The 15429-nt window shown below is 60.4% G+C and carries 16 protein-coding genes; 8 read left to right on the top strand and 8 right to left on the bottom strand.

The genetic code is table 11. The annotated features are described in order from the left end of the window. The first annotated feature begins 56 nt into the window (after window positions 1–56). Together BMW76_RS37205 and BMW76_RS37210 are read left to right on the top strand one after the other, a co-directional pair. Window positions 57–1139 carry an IS630 family transposase gene (locus tag BMW76_RS37205; RefSeq protein WP_090864977.1) on the top strand — a complete coding sequence of 361 codons (1083 nt, stop codon included), beginning with the start codon at window positions 57–59 and terminating at the stop codon, window positions 1137–1139. 14 nt (window positions 1140–1153) lie between these two features. Continuing rightward, window positions 1154–1450 (top strand): hypothetical protein, encoded by a 297-nt coding sequence (locus BMW76_RS37210; protein ID WP_090864976.1) that lies wholly within the window; start codon window positions 1154–1156, stop codon window positions 1448–1450. On the opposite strand, the gene BMW76_RS37215 is transcribed toward BMW76_RS37210, so the two are convergent. From BMW76_RS37215 to pcaB, 3 genes are all read right to left on the bottom strand, one after another. Further along, window positions 1413–2837 (bottom strand): class II fumarate hydratase, encoded by a 1425-nt coding sequence (locus BMW76_RS37215; RefSeq protein WP_090873764.1) that lies wholly within the window; start codon window positions 2835–2837, stop codon window positions 1413–1415. The genes BMW76_RS37210 and BMW76_RS37215 overlap by 38 nt on opposite strands. Before the next feature lie 76 nt (window positions 2838–2913). Then, window positions 2914–4329, bottom strand: coding sequence for a cation:dicarboxylate symporter family transporter (locus tag BMW76_RS37220; RefSeq protein WP_090873783.1), 1416 nt, complete (start codon window positions 4327–4329; stop codon window positions 2914–2916). Between the two features lie 26 nt (window positions 4330–4355). After that, window positions 4356–5726: a 3-carboxy-cis,cis-muconate cycloisomerase gene (gene pcaB, locus BMW76_RS37225; RefSeq protein WP_090873765.1), complete on the bottom strand. Its 1371-nt coding sequence runs from the start codon at window positions 5724–5726 to the stop codon at window positions 4356–4358. A gap of 152 nt (window positions 5727–5878) precedes the next feature. Between pcaB and BMW76_RS37230 the strand changes: the two genes are divergently transcribed. After that, the gene (locus tag BMW76_RS37230; protein WP_090873766.1) at window positions 5879–6613 is read left to right on the top strand and encodes a GntR family transcriptional regulator; all 735 of its coding nucleotides are present in this window, start codon (window positions 5879–5881) and stop codon (window positions 6611–6613) included. Window positions 6614–6922: 309 nt separating this feature from the next. Here the strand turns inward: BMW76_RS37230 and BMW76_RS37235 are convergent, their stop codons facing one another. Together BMW76_RS37235 and BMW76_RS37240 are read right to left on the bottom strand one after the other, a co-directional pair. After that, complete coding sequence (locus BMW76_RS37235; RefSeq protein WP_090873767.1) at window positions 6923–7261, bottom strand: type II toxin-antitoxin system RelE/ParE family toxin; 339 nt, start codon at window positions 7259–7261, stop codon at window positions 6923–6925. Next, the gene (locus tag BMW76_RS37240) at window positions 7261–7545 is read right to left on the bottom strand and encodes a type II toxin-antitoxin system Phd/YefM family antitoxin (protein WP_090873768.1); all 285 of its coding nucleotides are present in this window, start codon (window positions 7543–7545) and stop codon (window positions 7261–7263) included. Before BMW76_RS37240 ends, BMW76_RS37235 begins: the two co-directional genes overlap by 1 nt. Before the next feature lie 225 nt (window positions 7546–7770). Here BMW76_RS37240 and BMW76_RS37245 point away from each other — a divergent pair, with 225 nt between their 5' ends. From BMW76_RS37245 to BMW76_RS37265, 5 genes are all read left to right on the top strand, one after another. Beyond that, a complete protein-coding gene (locus BMW76_RS37245) occupies window positions 7771–8994 on the top strand; it encodes a site-specific integrase (RefSeq protein ID WP_090873769.1) in 1224 nt (407 codons plus the stop codon). Between the two features lies 1 nt (window position 8995). Next, the gene (locus BMW76_RS37250) at window positions 8996–10531 is read left to right on the top strand and encodes a site-specific integrase (protein ID WP_245763552.1); all 1536 of its coding nucleotides are present in this window, start codon (window positions 8996–8998) and stop codon (window positions 10529–10531) included. A gap of 7 nt (window positions 10532–10538) precedes the next feature. Continuing rightward, window positions 10539–12863 carry a hypothetical protein gene (locus BMW76_RS37255; RefSeq protein ID WP_090873771.1) on the top strand — a complete coding sequence of 775 codons (2325 nt, stop codon included), beginning with the start codon at window positions 10539–10541 and terminating at the stop codon, window positions 12861–12863. Further along, window positions 12856–13344 carry a hypothetical protein gene (locus BMW76_RS37260; RefSeq protein WP_090873772.1) on the top strand — a complete coding sequence of 163 codons (489 nt, stop codon included), beginning with the start codon at window positions 12856–12858 and terminating at the stop codon, window positions 13342–13344. The genes BMW76_RS37255 and BMW76_RS37260 overlap by 8 nt, the downstream gene beginning before the upstream one ends. A gap of 77 nt (window positions 13345–13421) precedes the next feature. Beyond that, window positions 13422–13925, top strand: a complete 504-nt coding sequence (locus tag BMW76_RS37265) for a hypothetical protein (RefSeq protein ID WP_090873773.1) — start codon at window positions 13422–13424, stop codon at window positions 13923–13925. On the opposite strand, the gene BMW76_RS40770 is transcribed toward BMW76_RS37265, so the two are convergent. From BMW76_RS40770 to BMW76_RS37275, 3 genes are all read right to left on the bottom strand, one after another. Further along, on the bottom strand, window positions 13922–14245 hold the full coding sequence (locus BMW76_RS40770) for a hypothetical protein (RefSeq protein WP_143062420.1): 324 nt from the start codon (window positions 14243–14245) through the stop codon (window positions 13922–13924). The two genes, BMW76_RS37265 and BMW76_RS40770, sit on opposite strands and share 4 nt — an antisense overlap. Window positions 14246–14458: 213 nt before the next feature. Further along, entirely contained in the window at window positions 14459–14719 is a 261-nt protein-coding gene (locus BMW76_RS41530; protein WP_177200613.1) for a hypothetical protein, read from the bottom strand. 221 nt (window positions 14720–14940) lie between these two features. Beyond that, window positions 14941–15231, bottom strand: a complete 291-nt coding sequence (locus BMW76_RS37275; RefSeq protein ID WP_090873775.1) for a hypothetical protein — start codon at window positions 15229–15231, stop codon at window positions 14941–14943. Window positions 15232–15429 lie beyond the last annotated feature (198 nt).

Here is a 15429-nt window from a genome sequence, read left to right on the forward strand (position 1 = left end):
CTAGTACGACATCCCGTAAATACGTTGAATAATTAAACCTTGGTTATCATGTCGGGATGAGCCGAGGCCGTCACGCAACGTCAGTGAAGCTGACGAAGAAAGAAAAAGAGAAACTCCTGTCGCTGATCGCACAGAAGACGGCCCCGCAGCGGGATGTGATGCGGGCTCGGATTGCGTTGTGGGCACATGAGGGACACTCGAATACTGTGATTGCGCGAGAGCTCGGCGTATCGGTGCAGACGGTCAGCACGTGGCGCAAGCGCATTGCGCGGCAAGGCGCACAGGGCATTCGGGAAGGTGAGCGCAGTGGCCGTCCGCCGCGCATTGCGCAGGAAACGCGACTGCAATTGATTGCGTTGGCTTGCGAAGCGCAGGAACCGCAGGGGCGGCTCACGCCGACGCTCGACGAGATCGTGACGCGCGCAATCGAGCGCGGCATCGTCGAACAGATCAGCCGTAGCCATGTTCAGCGGATCTTGCAGGCCGGCGACGTGCGCCCGCACCGGGTGCAGCAATGGCTACACAGTCCCGACCCCGCCTTTCGCGAGAAGGTCAATGTAATTTGCAAGCTGTATCGCAAGGCGCCCAAAAACGCGGTGGTGCTCAGCATCGACGAGAAGACAGGTATCCAGGCCATCGAGCGCAAGCATCCGGGGCGTGCACCGGCGGCGGGACGGCTGCGTCGTCGGGAGTTTGAATATATCCGCCACGGTACCCAGGCGTTGATTGCTGCGCTGGATGTGCACACGGGAAAGGTGTTGGCAGAGTGCCGCGAGCGGCGTACCCAGGACGATCTGGTAGCCTTCATGGAGCGCGTGGCTGCTGCATACCCGGGCAAGCAGGTGCACGTGGTTTGGGACAACCTGAACACGCACCGCGCCCAGGCCGTCTGGCAGCCGTTCAATGCGCGACATGGCAAGCGGTTTCACTTCCACTTCACGCCGTTGCACGCGAGTTGGGTCAATCAGATTGAACTATGGTTTGCGCGCTACACGCGCCGGGTATTGCGCCATGCCAGCCATACCAGCACCGCGCACCTGCGCGAGCGAACCGCGCAGTTTATCCGCCAGCATAATCAGGCAGCGCGCCCCTTCAAATGGAGTTTCCGGGGCTACCCACTACAAACCGGCGCAACGTAATCGAGGGGACCGACGTGCCAGCCATACCCACCAAACATTACGCGGCCGAACTTCAGCGTCAACTACGCACCTTGCTCGGCCATGACCAAATTGTTACGCAAGCCTACGGACGTCACCTGCTGATCAAACGTCTGGACGATGAGGAGCCCACTGTTGTGGCGCGCCTCACAGAGCTCGGCCGCAATCGTTATGGCGCTGCCTTCCGCAGCCATAGTGGTCGTTGGGAACCGCTGCCCGGAACCGGCTCGCTCGAGGAGATGGCCGATGTCGTCGTCACGCTCCTGCAGCCCTATTTACAGTCGGATAATTAATCAAGCAATTTACGGGATGTTGTACTAGCCGGTCGTATTCATCGCCGTCGAGGAACCCGAGCGCAATCGCGGCTGCGCGTGGTGTCACGCGGTCGCGCAATGCCGTCGCCGTGATCTGTGCGACTCGGTCGTAACCGAGTATCGGATTGAGGGCCGTGACTGCGAGCAGTGACCGCTCAACGTTAGTCGTGAGTTGTTCACGATCCACATCGATACCGCGGACACAGCGCCTCGCAAATACGCTGGCGGAGTCAGCGAGAACGCGCAACGACTGCAGCAGGTTGTAGACGAGCACTGGCTTGGCGACGTTCAGTTCGAAGTTTCCGGATGCGTTGGCTATGGTGATCGTCTGGTGGTTACCGATTACCTGGAAACAAGCCTGCACAAGCACTTCAGCAATCGTCGGATTGCGTTTGCCCGGCATGATCGAGGATGTCAGTCCGTCATCGGGAATCCGCAATTCGCCGAGACCACAGCGAGGACCGGAAGCGAGGAACCTGATGTCGATCGCGATTTTCAACAGCGATGTCGCGATCGTGTTCAATGCGCCCGATAGCTCCACCAGCGCGTCGTGTGCCGCCATTCCTTCGAATTTATGGGGACTCGGCACAAACGGCAAACCGGTGACCTCCGAGAGCGTCGCGCAGAAGAAGCCGTCAAAGCCCGCAGGCGCGTTAAGTCCCGTGCCGGCGGCAGTGCCGCCCTGCGGCAGAACCAGGAGCCGGGGCAAGGCATCGTCCATGCGAGCCAGCGCATTCGACACTTGGTGTGCGAAGGTGCCGAACGTTTGTCCCATGGTCATCGGCACGGCGTCCATTAGATGGGTGCGGGCGACTTTCAGAACGTCGGCGAATGCCTGGCTGCGCTCGGCAAGCGCTGAGCGGAGTTGATCCAGCGCCGGCCGTAGACGTCCGTTCACCTCGATCGCGGCCGCTACATGCATCACCGTCGGAAAGCTGTCGTTCGATGATTGCGACCGGTTGACGTGATCATTGGGATGCACCGGCGTCTTCGTCCCGAGCGGCTGTCCGAGCAACTGGTTTGCGCGGTTCGCGATGACCTCGTTGGCGTTCATGTTGGTCTGCGTACCGGAGCCCGTCTGCCAGATCGTGAGGGGAAAATGGTCATCCCATCGTCCCTCGCGTAGCTCGATCGCAGCCTTCTCGATCGCCGAGGCAAGCTCCGGTGCGAGCACGCCGCACTGCGCGTTCGCGCGTGCGGCCGCATACTTCTGCAAGCCGAATGCGCGGATCAGCGCAGCCGGGAAGCGCTCTTCACCGATTTCAAAAAGACCGAGGGCACGCTGCGTCTGTGCGCCCCAGTATCGATCCGACGGAATCTCGACGGGACCGAATGCGTCATGTTCGATTCGCGATGGCGTGGGCATGGTGGGTAGCACAGTCTCGGGATTGAGTTGAGCGCGGCGTGACATCACCGCGCACCGTAGCGACGTCACGTTCGAATCAAGGCGTGTTGCGAGCGCCCTTGAGCGGAATGCCATGGGGATGTGGATTCGCGTCGCTCATGTCTTCGGGCAGCAGATTGCCATCCGCAAGATACTCGTCAGCCCGCGCGGTTTCAGGATAGCGTTCCGGGTGCAGATGCCGCTCCGCGACAGTCGCATCGAAGGTCCGCGACCACTTGGCGATCACAACCGTTGCGAGGCTGTTGCCGATCGTATTACAGGTGGCGATGGCCATCGACATGAAGCGGTACACGCCAAAGATCAACGCGAGGCCCTCCACGGGCAGAATGCCGGTCGACGTGACAGTCGCCGCAAACACGACGAACGAGCCGCCCGACACCGTGGCTGCGCCCTTCGACGTCAGCAGCATCAGCAGCAGAATGCCGATCTGATGATCCAGCGTGATGGGCACGCCATACGCATGCGCGATGAACATCACGCCCATCGACATGAAGATCGACGTACCGTCGAGATTGAACGCATAGCCGGTCGGCAACACGAGCCCGACGGTTTGCTTCGCGCAGCCGAGCCGTTCGAGTTTGATCAGAAGACGCGGCAGGGCGCTTTCAGATGAAGCCGTTCCGAGCACGATGAAAATCTCGTCCTTGATATAGCGCAGAAAGCGCCACAGACTGAAACCCGCGAGCTTCGCTATCACGCCCATCACCACGACGATAAACAGCACGACCACTGCATAGAAGCTCAGCACGAGTTGCGCGAGTGCGATCAGCACCGCCGTGCCGTTGCTCCCCACGGAGAAGGCGATCGCGCCGAGCGTGCCGAGCGGCGCGAGCTTCATCACGAGATTGATGAATGAGAAGAGCACTTCGGAGATGAGATCCAGCCCTTCGTTGATGCGCACGCGACGGCGTTCGGGAATCGCGAGAATGCCGATGCCGACCATCACCGCGAGTACGACGACCTGCAGCAGCTCGCCCTTCGCGAACGCGCCGATGAAGTTGTCCGGCACGATATGCATGACGAACTCGGTGAATCCCTGCGGCGCAGCTTTGGCTGCGACCGCGGGCACGGCGCCGACGGTGACGGACGTCATCGCCTCGCCGGTCTGCAGCAGATTGCCGGCGAGCAGTCCGAACGCGAGCGCGATCGTCGAGACGACTTCGAAGTAGACGATCGAGCGCCAGCCCACGCGCCCCGCGCTCTTCACGTCGCCCGCCGAAGCGATGCCATGCACGATCGTGAGAAACACGAGCGGCGCGACACCTGCTTTGATGAGCGCGAGAAAGATATCGCCGAGCACCTTGAGTTGGGCCCCGAACCTCGGAAACAGCAATCCGACCACAATGCCGATGACGAGCGCCAGCAGCACCTGCATGCCGAGCTTGCGGTACCACGGCAGCTTCTTCTTCGTCGCGACGGTTGCGTCGTCGTGTGATGCGTGTTCGTTATGCATCGCGTGCTCCTCCATGTCCTTTACGTTCAGACTTCGCTCGACAGCGCGATGGCCCGGTCCACCATCCGCGGTGCGAGACCGAGATAGTTCACGGGATCGGTCATGCGGTCGATGGCGGCGCGGTCGAAGTGCTTCGTGACTTCGGGCAGGGCAGCGAGCGCTTCCGCAAGCGTGCCGCCATGTTCGTTCACCGTGCGGCATGCGTCGTAGACGATGTCATGCGCCTGCTGACGTCCGGTGTAGGGCGCCATGCCCATCATGACGGCTTCCGCGACGATCAAACCTTTGCTGATGCCGAGGTTGTGCTTCATGCGCGCTTCGTCGACGATAAGGCCGCCGAGCGCGAACTTCGCCTGATGCAGCGCGCCCGCGGTGAGGATGAAGCTTTCGGGAATCGCGATCCACTCCGCATGCCACGGGCCGGTGGCACGTTCGAAATCCTGGATCATCGCATCGATCATCAGGCCAGCGTGCTGACGCACGGCCTTCGCCGCCGCAAGCATGAGTTCGCTGGAAATGGGATTGCGCTTCTGCGGCATGGTGCTGCTCGCGCCGCGTCCCTTCACGAACGGCTCGTAGACTTCCGCGAACTCGGTCGACGCCATGATCATGATGTCGAGTGCGATCTTGCCGAGCGAGCCCGTGACCAGCGCGAGCAGGTTCACCGCCTCGGCGAAGCCGTCGCGTGCGACGTGCCATGTCGTTGCGGGTACGCCGAGTTCCAGATCCTCGGCGAGCGCCTTCTGCACCTCGAAGCCCTTGTCACCCAGCGACGCGAGCGTGCCCGCAGCGCCCGCGAATTCGACGACGGCCACGCGCTCGCGCATCTGCGCGAGCCGTTCCTGATGACGATCGAACATCGAGAGCCAGATCGCAACCTTGTAGCCGAACGTCACCGGCAATGCCTGCTGCAAGTGCGTGCGGCCAGCCATCGGCGTGTCGCGATGCTTCTTCGCCAGATCCGCGAGAATCGCGCGCAGTTCGCGGATATCGCCATCGATCGAATCGAGTGCGTCGCGCACTTGCAGCGCGACCGCCGTGTCCATGATGTCCTGCGTCGTCGCACCCCAATGCACGTAGCGGCCCGCGTCCCCACACATCTCGACCAGTTGATGTACAAGCGGCAGGATCGGATAACCGACGATGTCGGTTTCTTCGCGCATGTGATCGAAATCGATGCGCTCGATCGTCGACTCACGCGCGATCACCTCGGCGGCATCGGCCGGGATCACGCCTACGCGCGCTTCTGCCCTCGCCAGCGCAACCTCGACATCGATATAGCGCTGGATCAGCGCGTGGTCGGAGAACAGCGCGCGCATCCTGGCGGTGCCGAAGGCGTCACGAAACAGGATGGAATCGACCACGGTGCTGGCCATCGGAACGGCGGCTTTTGTCATTACGACCTCGGGAATTTCAAAAGAAAGGGAGCGGGCAGCGCGAATATCACGTTCGAATAAGTCCGGACATATGCAGAATAATATGTCCGGACATGCAGAAGCAAGCTATGATTTACCCGTAGCGAACGAAACAAGACCTTCCAAGAGACAAGATGACCACCCGACCCCATTTCGCGGACATCGCGCGCGAACTCACCGAAGCGATCGCATCCGGGCGCTATCCCGTCGGCAGTGTCCTTCCGACCGAACTCGAATTGCGCGATCACTACCGCACGAGCCGCCATACGGTGCGTGCAGCGCTGCATGAACTTCAGCAGCTGGGTCTGGTTTCACGCCGCAAGAACGCGGGAACGCGCGTGGAGTCGGCGCGCCCGAGGAACGAGTTCCGCCCGACGCTTGCCTCCGTGGATGATCTGGCCCAGTTCGGCTCCGAGCATTTGCGGCTCGTGCAATCGGCAGAGGTGATCGTCGCGGATCGTGAACTGGCCAAGACGCTGCAATGTGCTGAAGGAGCGCGGTTCCTGCGCATTTCGAGCTTGCGCATCGATGGGGGAAATGCTCGTGCGCCGGTCGGATGGACGGACGTGTACATCGCGCCCGACTATGCCGAAGTGGCGGATATCGCGCGGGAGCAGCCCGACACGTTGATCAGCGCCTTGATCGAGGAGCGTTACGGCCACAGCATTGCGGAGATTCAGCAGGGGATCCAGGCGGTGCTGGTTTCGGATGAGATGGCGAAGCGGCTGCGCGTGGAGCCGGGAACGCCGGCGCTCGAAATCGTTCGGCGCTATCTGGACTCGGCGGGCAAGAGTTTCGAGACATCTGTCAGCATTCACCCCGCCGAAAGATTTTCAGTCGCGATGCGGCTCAAGCGCTCGAATAGCTGACGCATTTCATAATCGGCCGCATCTCGCGGGTCGCCTGATCGGTAATCCCCGGGGTAGCTGCTGCCGCCCCGCTGTCCGATGCAACCGCCGTTCGAAGGCTTGTCCACATCCGATACCGGCCGTTCAATTTCTGCGGTGTGACCGGCGGGTGAGGGTCGACTGCAGCCAATCGACGAAACCGGTCGAGAGCGCTCGCAACGCATTCTATTCGGACTCCGATTCATTTGAAGTAAAGGTGACAACATTTGATATGTATTTCTTGATGGTGCTGCTGTAAGACGCGAATACAAGAGAGCCGGCCCGGACCCTTTACATCAGGCGAAGCACGATTCTCTGAAGGAGGGAGGGCAGGTCACGTCGCACGTCGACCACGAGATGAACAAAAACGGTATCGTCGCGGACCTGATAGATGATTCGGTTCTTGCCGGAAAGGGCCTGCCGGAAGCCGTCCTCGAAGAAGCCCTCAAGCTCAGGAGGCGCGTGCCCGCTAGCGGGAAACTGGCGAATGTGGTTGATCGTTTCCTGCAGTTGCGCGGAAGTCTGACGCCATGTTTCCCAACCGAACGTGCGGACGACGTAGCTTCTCAGTTCATCGATGCCGATCCGTGCGGTGGGGAGGATGCGGTACTTCAGCAAGGATGCCGCCATTAGCGGAGCTTCTCATGCTGGTCCAGCTCATTGAGCTCTGCAAAGAACTCGTCACCATCGACGTGATCCCCGCGCTCGATCTGCTTCTGGCCGATCGCCAGGATTTTCAGTAGCGCGATCGTCTGCTGTGTCGATTCGTAGGTTCGCACGTCCTGGACGACGAGCTTCGCTTCGCCGTTCTGCGTGATGATGAGCGGCTCTCCCGACTCCGTCAGATCCTTGACGATTTGCGCCGCTTCGCTTTTGAGGTAGCTGATTGGCTTCACATGATCTGCGAGATGCATCTGGCGCTCCGGTCGAGGTGGATAGGACTGAATTTAAACCATTAACGGTCCGGCGGCAACCCGCGATGTTCCTAGTGTGTTGTGTAGTTGACATAATAACAATTATCACCGCGGACTGGTATGTATGAAGCTGTTGCGTGAAAAAGGCTGAAATCCGTCCTTGCAGGTAATTGTCATACAAAAGATGGTAGCTTTTGCCGTTGCGTTTTCTGACGGACGGCTTCCGTGTTTCAGCACCTGGATGGTCCTGATGTTCCGTTGTCGCTCCGTGGCCCGGTGCTGGTTGACGACTCCGGATTGCCGCGTTACTGGGCTGCGGTCTGGTCGACGATGTGGTCGCCCCGGCTGGCAGCGTCCACGCACGCAAAAAAACTCCGGCATCTGGAAAACCTGTATCAGCATGCAGCCAGAATTGGTAGTCGGTATGCCCTGGACGACGCGCTGGGAACGCTAGACGACCAGGCACTGGCTGAAATTCTCGAATCGTGGTTCGTTTCAATCCGCAATCAGTCCGCGGTGACCGGCGCCGACGAAAAGCGCTGGCAGACAGGTCTTGAATTCGTCTCGTCTGTGGTGACGTGGCTATCGAAAAGCGAGGCCTCCAATGACCGGCTGAGGCGAATTGAGCAGCGGCTACACAGGCTTGCCGGGCTCTACAGCCAACTTCACGTTCGCCGTGACAACCCGGTCGAGATGGTGCGCTCGTTGCCGGCCTGCACTGTGGAGGCGCTGTACCTGTTGCTTGACCCGGACTCCCCGCAAAATCCGTTTGCGCGCGAGCGGACGCGCTGGCGTGTCTTTGTTGCCTTCGTGTTGATGTTGCATCAAGGGCTACGCCGGGGGGAAGCCTTGCTTCTGCCGGCTGACGCGGTGAAAAGCGCTTACGACCGCCGGCAGCAGCGCATGCGACACTGGCTCAACGTCCAGGAAAACGGGTATGACGACGGAGACGGCGATCCTCGCTACTCGAAGCCCGGTATCAAGAACGCGCATTCAGTGCGCCAGCTCCCCGTTAGCGAGCTGACAGCCCGTGTGGTGCAACGCTACGTGGAGAACTATCGCGGCCGTCCGTCCCATTCCTATCTGCTGAACTCCCAGATCGACACGCCCCTGTCGACCGAATCGCTGACCAAGACATTCGCGCTGATATCTCGCCGCCTGCCGTCCGAAGTACTCGCTGAGTTGAAGGATCGCACTGGCAAGCATGCGATAACGCCTCATGACCTGAGGCATACGAGTGCCGTCGTGCGGCTACACCAGTTGCTTGAGCACGGCGACGCGATGGATGAGGCGCTGCAGAAGATGCGAACGTTCTTCGGCTGGTCCAAAACCTCCACGATGCCGTCCCGATACGCGCGCGCAGTGTTTGAAGACAGATTGGCCGGTGTCTGGAATGAGGCCTTCGATGACCGGGTTGCGTTGCTTCGCGCCTTACCCCGCCAGAGCTGATATGGAGAAACCACACAACGCGAGCCTGTTCCCGGAACCGTCATCTGCTGGGGACGTCGTTGAGCGGCTCCTGCAGGCATTGCCGGCTCTGCCTCCGGTCATCCGCTATTACGACGACTTTGACGACAAACAGTATTCGATTCGTGATCCGGTCGATGCGATAGTCTTCGAGCTGGCGATCAATGGTCGAACGATCAGGGTCGACTTCACGCCGTATGAGAGAAGGCACGCCCTGCTGTTAAAGCACGTCTTCCTGTATCTCCTGGGTCAGGATCTCGCCGTATCTACCGCTGCGAACTACCTGATCGCAGCTACGCATCTGTCGCTGAGGGACATCGCTGACATTGTTGGTGCAGGCCCTTTGGAAATCGCGTCCGTCTGGGCGGCGCTGCGCGTGCGTGAAATGCCTGTCTCGGCCTACATCCTGGCAAAGTCGCTGCTTCGGCTTCTGTGCCGCTATCGACAGCAAGGTTGGTCGGACTCCTACAGTTTCCATATCACCGATACCCTCCCCTTGCCGGCCCGCGATGCCTATGCGGGCGTCCATTCTGGAAATGTGTTCCTGAGCGTGGACGAGGAAGCTGCGATTGTGCGGCATCTGGACGGGACCGTCGCGGCGCTTGCATCACTGGCATCGGTTTCGTACGAGGCACTTTGCGATACGGGGATGTTGCTGTGTGCCTACCAGTTTGCCATGCGACCCATCCAGATCGCGATGCTGAGCATGCGAAACGTCCGCATCTGGCACGATGTCCAGGATGGCTTGCCAACTGTCCATCTGACGTTCCATATGGCCAAGCAGCGCAGTAAAGCCGGGCAGCGACCTCTTACGCGCCGGGTCAAACGCGAGTGGGCGCCGGTATTCGTTGCGCTCGATAAATGGCGGCGGCTCGGCGGAGCCACTGGTAACGCGCACTTCTTCAATGTGCAATCGAACACCGAGGCTGGGGCTCGCATCGCTGCGCTGGTGCGTAAGCTGATTGGTTCCGATGATCTCGGATCGGCCACGGATTTGCGGCATACAGCAGCCCAACGACTCGTTGACGCCGGTGCCAGCCACGAGGAACTCGCCGAGTTCATGGGGCATTCGTACGTCCAGACCGGACTGGTGTACTTCCGGACGTCGGCCTCTCACGCGGAACGGGTCAACCGCGCGCTCGGTGCATCGGACATCTACCGACGGGTGGCGAAGATCGCGCACGACCGCTTCATCTCCTCTGAAGAGCTCAGCCAACTCAAGGGCGACCAGCAGATCGCCGGCGTGCCTCACGGCATTCCGATCGCAGGCATCGGCGGCTGTACTTCGGGACAGCCCGCGTGCCCCTACAACCCGGTGACGTCGTGCTACGGGTGCAGGAAGTTTATGCCCTTGCATGACAGGGCGATGCACGAGAGCGTGCTGGCCTCGATGCGCGAGGTGGTCCTGTTCTTTGCGCAGAGTTCTCGCGGCGATACCCGGTCTCCCACCTATCTGCAGTTGCAGCGCACGATCGCCGAGATACAGGCGGTCATCGACGAACTGGAAATCGAGAACTGATGAACCGATGAACCCACACTACTCTGCGTTCATCGAACTGGGCAAGGCCCTCGCCCGCGAAAAGGGGCTGTCCTGGGAAATGCCTCTTGACGAGGCTGGTGCCGCACAAGACGGCGTCGGCTGGAACCTGACTATGGTCGCCGGCGATGTGCCACCGCCAGCCTGCTACCTGCGGGACCTCGGTGCGGACACGAAGGCGCTGACGATCGTCAATGCAGTGCGTGCTGAACGCGGACAGTCACCACTGGCCAGTAAGCCGCTGTCCACCGCATGGCAGGACCTGGTCAAGGCGGCCGTCGCCGAGCAACTGCTGTTCAGGCGGAACACCACAGGACATGTGTATCAGCACATCCTTCGCCCGCTGCGCGTAGTCGCTACTTGCGTAGACAGGGAGCCGTGGGAACTGACCGTTGATGACCTGCACGTTGCCATCCGCATAGGCACGGCTGTCCAGGCTTCAGGGAAACTGGGGGATGCGGTGGTTGGCATCGTCAAGGTCGTGTTCGACGCCCAGCACATCTGTGACGCCGGTCCATTGTACCCGGCGCTTGCCGTTCCGCGGATGAAAGGCAAAAGCGCGATCAGGGCAAAACATACGTGGTCGCCGGACAAGCTTCGTGACGATCTCGAGGCCCGCAAGCGGAGCGAGCGTCTGCCAAAACGTCGGGCATTCTGGGAACTGACGCGCATCGTGATGACTGAAAAGCCGCGCACATTGATGGACGAACTGCGCTTTGCGGCGTTGCGCACGATGATCATTACGGGAATGCGGTCGGGCGAAGCCGCTCTTTTACCCGCTGACTGGAAGCGGGAGCGCACGTACCGGGATTCGAAGGGACGGACAGCCGGTGAATCCGGTGGGATCTCTACGTCACTGATGGTTCGCCACTTCGCAGAAAAGCAGCAGGAGGATGAAACGGACAGTCGGGTCCTGTATGAAGCGACCCAGCCGGTGCCAGAGATGTTCCGGACGCTGCTGACAGAGACGCTTGACCACGTGGCCAGGATCACGGAACCGCCGCGCGCGACGCTGAAGCTGCAATGCGAAACGGGTCGGCTGCTGCCATGGTATCCGGTCGACAGCGTCGTGCCCTTCATCGAAATCTATACGCGCCTCATGGGCAATCCGTTCTGGCTGGACATTGAACGGGAACCGTTCATCGAACGCTATCGGAACAGCTTCGATCCTGCCGTCCTTGCTGAACTGCACGAATATCAGCACGAGCGTCGTCGCCGTGGCGACCTGACGCTCGACGCGGCGGTGTACCAGTTCGCTCATCGTCTGAAGACAGCGATGCGCGGCGGCAAGACCAGTTTGCGCTTCCGTCATGGCGACGGCTCACCCATCAGCCTTGTGGAGCGCATGGAATGGCATGCGACGTACCTGCACGTCGGCGAGCTCGAGGAGCACATCCGGCTCACGACACCAACCAAGGTATCCGACACTATGCCTCTGCCGCTGGCGGTTGGCTCCGTTCAACCGTACGAGCTTCTGTTCGTGCAGCCAAAGCGTTCACTCGCAGAAGAACGCAATGAGCTGCTCTGTGACGTCAATCGCTATATGTGTGTCCGCCGCCCGGGTCCCGACCTGATTCAGTTGGCGCTCGGCGAGCACTCAACCTGCGAAACCGTATTCGAGAAATACGGGCAAACCGACGAGGACCGTGCCCTGCGGATGGAATCGCATATGTTGCGCCATCTGCAAAACACCGAGCTGTTCCGGCTCGGTGTTGCCGACACAATCATCTCGAAGCGCTTTAACCGGCGCAGCGTCGCGCAGAGCTACGAGTACGATCATCGCAGCCTCACGGAAGATCTTGACCACATTGAAATTCCGCAGGAGATCGAAATCATGCTGGGCGAGAAAGCCAGCACGGTTGCCCGACTCATCAAGGGCGGCAAGGCCAGCGGACCGATCGTCGATACCTTCCAGCGCATCCAGGCCATGGAAGGAAACATGGCTGCGTACGAATACCTGCGCGCCGAGGCAGACGGATTCCATGTCACCCCGTACGGGCATTGCCTGAACTCGTTTACGGTCGACCCTTGCCCGAAACATCTGGAGTGTTTCGCTGACTGCCGCCACCTCTCGGCGACCGACCTGCCTGAGCAGCGGCAGAATCTGATCCGGCTCGAGGGCAAGTTCAAACAGGCCGTGGAGACGATCAGGTCACGGCCTTCGACGAGCATCGGCTGGCAAAATCAGCTCGAGCACGCGGAAAAGCGCATGACCGGCTTGCAGAAGCTGCTTGCGACGTCGCCTGGCGAACACCCCTTCCCTGATGGCGTTGACCTGTCACTGTCCCGACAGCGCGGAGTACTTGATGACTGACAACACTGGATCGGTATCGGCCAGCGACGAGCAGATGCATGAGATTCTTGAGAGGCTACTGGCTGCCGATGACGACATTACGGCGCGCGCCGTTGCACGATTGCATCCGACCATCAACGCAGCGTCCTCGATCACCCGCAGTGAGTTGCGCAGCAGGCTGCTTGCTGAATATCAGCAGCGGCAGGCCGACTACCGACGTTGGCGCGGCCGTGTTGCCAAACGGTCGGGCGCCGATACCGCAGCATCGCTCGCCGACAAGGATGCCCGGATTGCCGAACTGGAAGCCGCCGTTCAACTGCTGACGGCGTCTCATCTCGCAATGCTTCGAGCCGTTGGCGAACTTGGCGGCTTCAGCAAGTGGGTGAAATTCTATGAACAGTATCGTGAGGCCCGTGACAAGCTTGCAGGATTCGGCGCCATACCGGCTGCACCAGTCGCGGCCATGCCGGCAGAGCGGGATCGGAAAACGATCAAACCATAGTGCTTACTGGATCCCCCAGGCTGTGAAACGGCCGGGGTTCGCGGCGGGAGCTGCATCCCTCCCGAAAGGAGCATCAGATGTCCTATTGCCACTTCTTCCAGACCCTGTACGACGAGACGCACCCGGTCGGCAACCTCGGCCGTGGCACCCACTACTCCGTGCTTCGTGCACCGGTCTGGCACGACGAGTTGCTAAACCGGATCGAGCGGTGCGCGTTTCTCGACTTCGCCGTCATCTGGGATGAAGACCACGATGATCGTGTGATCGACGCGGTCATGGTGCTTTACATCAGCGGCTTGCTTCCCCCTGTACGATATATCGGCGAAAGAAAAGGTGTACTGACTGTGCTTCTGGCACCCGACGTCGTGCAGAACTGGGAAGCGGATAGACTGGAACAGTATCGCGACGAGATCAACGGCATCTGCGAGTGCCTCGAGGACCCGTGGTCCGCGCAGGTCGATAGCGCCGATGGTCAGGACCATTCGATCATCCACGCATCACGCGAAGACGTCGCCATCTATCTCAAAAACATCGACATGCTGTGGCGCCTCGGCGTGAACCCCAAGACGCAAATCGGCTAGCCAGCGTTAAGCCGCGCGCAGCGCAACACCGGCGGCGCCAGGAGAGCGATGTGAGGTGAAATCCCGTTGCGTCGCTCCGTCATAAGAAACGCAACAAACACCGGGTCGTCGGCGCGCAACAGGCAACCCATCCAAAGTGGGCGTCCTGTGGACAACTCGGCCGCCTTACCCTTTGAAATATAACCAAACCCGGAAAACCAAAACCGGCGCAACACCACGCCATAGGTACCAAGATTCACACTGTTGGTATGTTTTGAAGTGTTGCGTATTTCTGGCATCCGGCAACGGTTGTTCAAGCCTCTCAGCAGGATTTTGCGCAACAGAAAGCGCCACTTCGGTTATGCAACGGTGAGCGCACAACATTTCTCCCTGAAGACCATTTAGGACGCTGACAAACCTTGGCGCCGGAGCTTGCCGCGAACACGCAACACAAGACCATAAGTGCCAAGAAGCAAAGAATAGAACGGTCGTGCTTTTAGGTCGAAGCAATGCGACGCAAGCGTCGTGATGCCGCGGTCCGCCCCGGACGCCCGTCAAGGCGTCAGTCTGTGAGCGATCTTGTCGGGATCACGGGCGGTGAAGGTCTGGGCGATGCCGCTGATGGGCGCATTCAGAACGCCGGCCGCCCGATTGGTCCAGACAAGGCTCAGCGAACATCCATCCAGCGCCTCATGCGCAAACACGTTGGCTTCTGCGGGACGGATTCTCGCCAACGCTGCGTCAACCTCGTCCGGGCTGATGCAGTCCGGCAGATAGCTGATCCGAACCTTGCCGAGCATCTGCTGTTCGAGCATGATCGTCACCTCGCGTGGCCGGCCGATACGTCGGCGTACGGACTTGAAGCGGTGGCAAAAAAATGGCCCGCACTTCGCGGACCCTTTTCTGGCGAGGCACGGACAGGCGGCCAGTTTCCCGCCAGCCCCGCCGGTGCCCCGCGTTGCGGCACGTGCCGTTAATGCCGTTAACACGCACCACGTCTACATGGTAGTCACTGCGGCCGCGCGCGGCGGCGTTTTTATCCCCGTCGCACCTGCACGAGCGCGGACCTCGGGTGGCCGGTCCGGGAAGCCAGTACTTGCCGGATGGTGGCGAGCGATTGCTCGGCGACCGCGCTCGGTGTGATATGCCGCGGTGCACTGAACTGCGGCGCCTTCACGCCGAGCGTCCGGCACACCACTGACAGGTATGGCTTCGACCCGCTGTACCGCTGCGCTGCTGCAGCGATTGCTGCATCGCCGACCTGCTCGCGCAGCCATGCAAGCGTGCGGCGGTCCCGTTCATTCTGCACGCGCACCAGATGCTCCATGACGCCCTCCAGAACTGTATGTACAACCATACTGTATATATATACAGGTGCCGGGCGTTTTTCAAGGGGATATTAGCGCGTCGCAAAAATCGCACGATGTGACCGGAGAACGAGCGGCCGCTTCACAGGAACGCCGGCGAATTACGGCAGCCGGCATCAGCTGTATCGCTGTACGCGACCTCTGTCAAATGACGCTTC

Origin of the sequence: Paraburkholderia diazotrophica (assembly GCF_900108945.1) — a bacterium.
Taxonomy (GTDB): Bacteria; Pseudomonadota; Gammaproteobacteria; order Burkholderiales; family Burkholderiaceae; genus Paraburkholderia; species Paraburkholderia diazotrophica.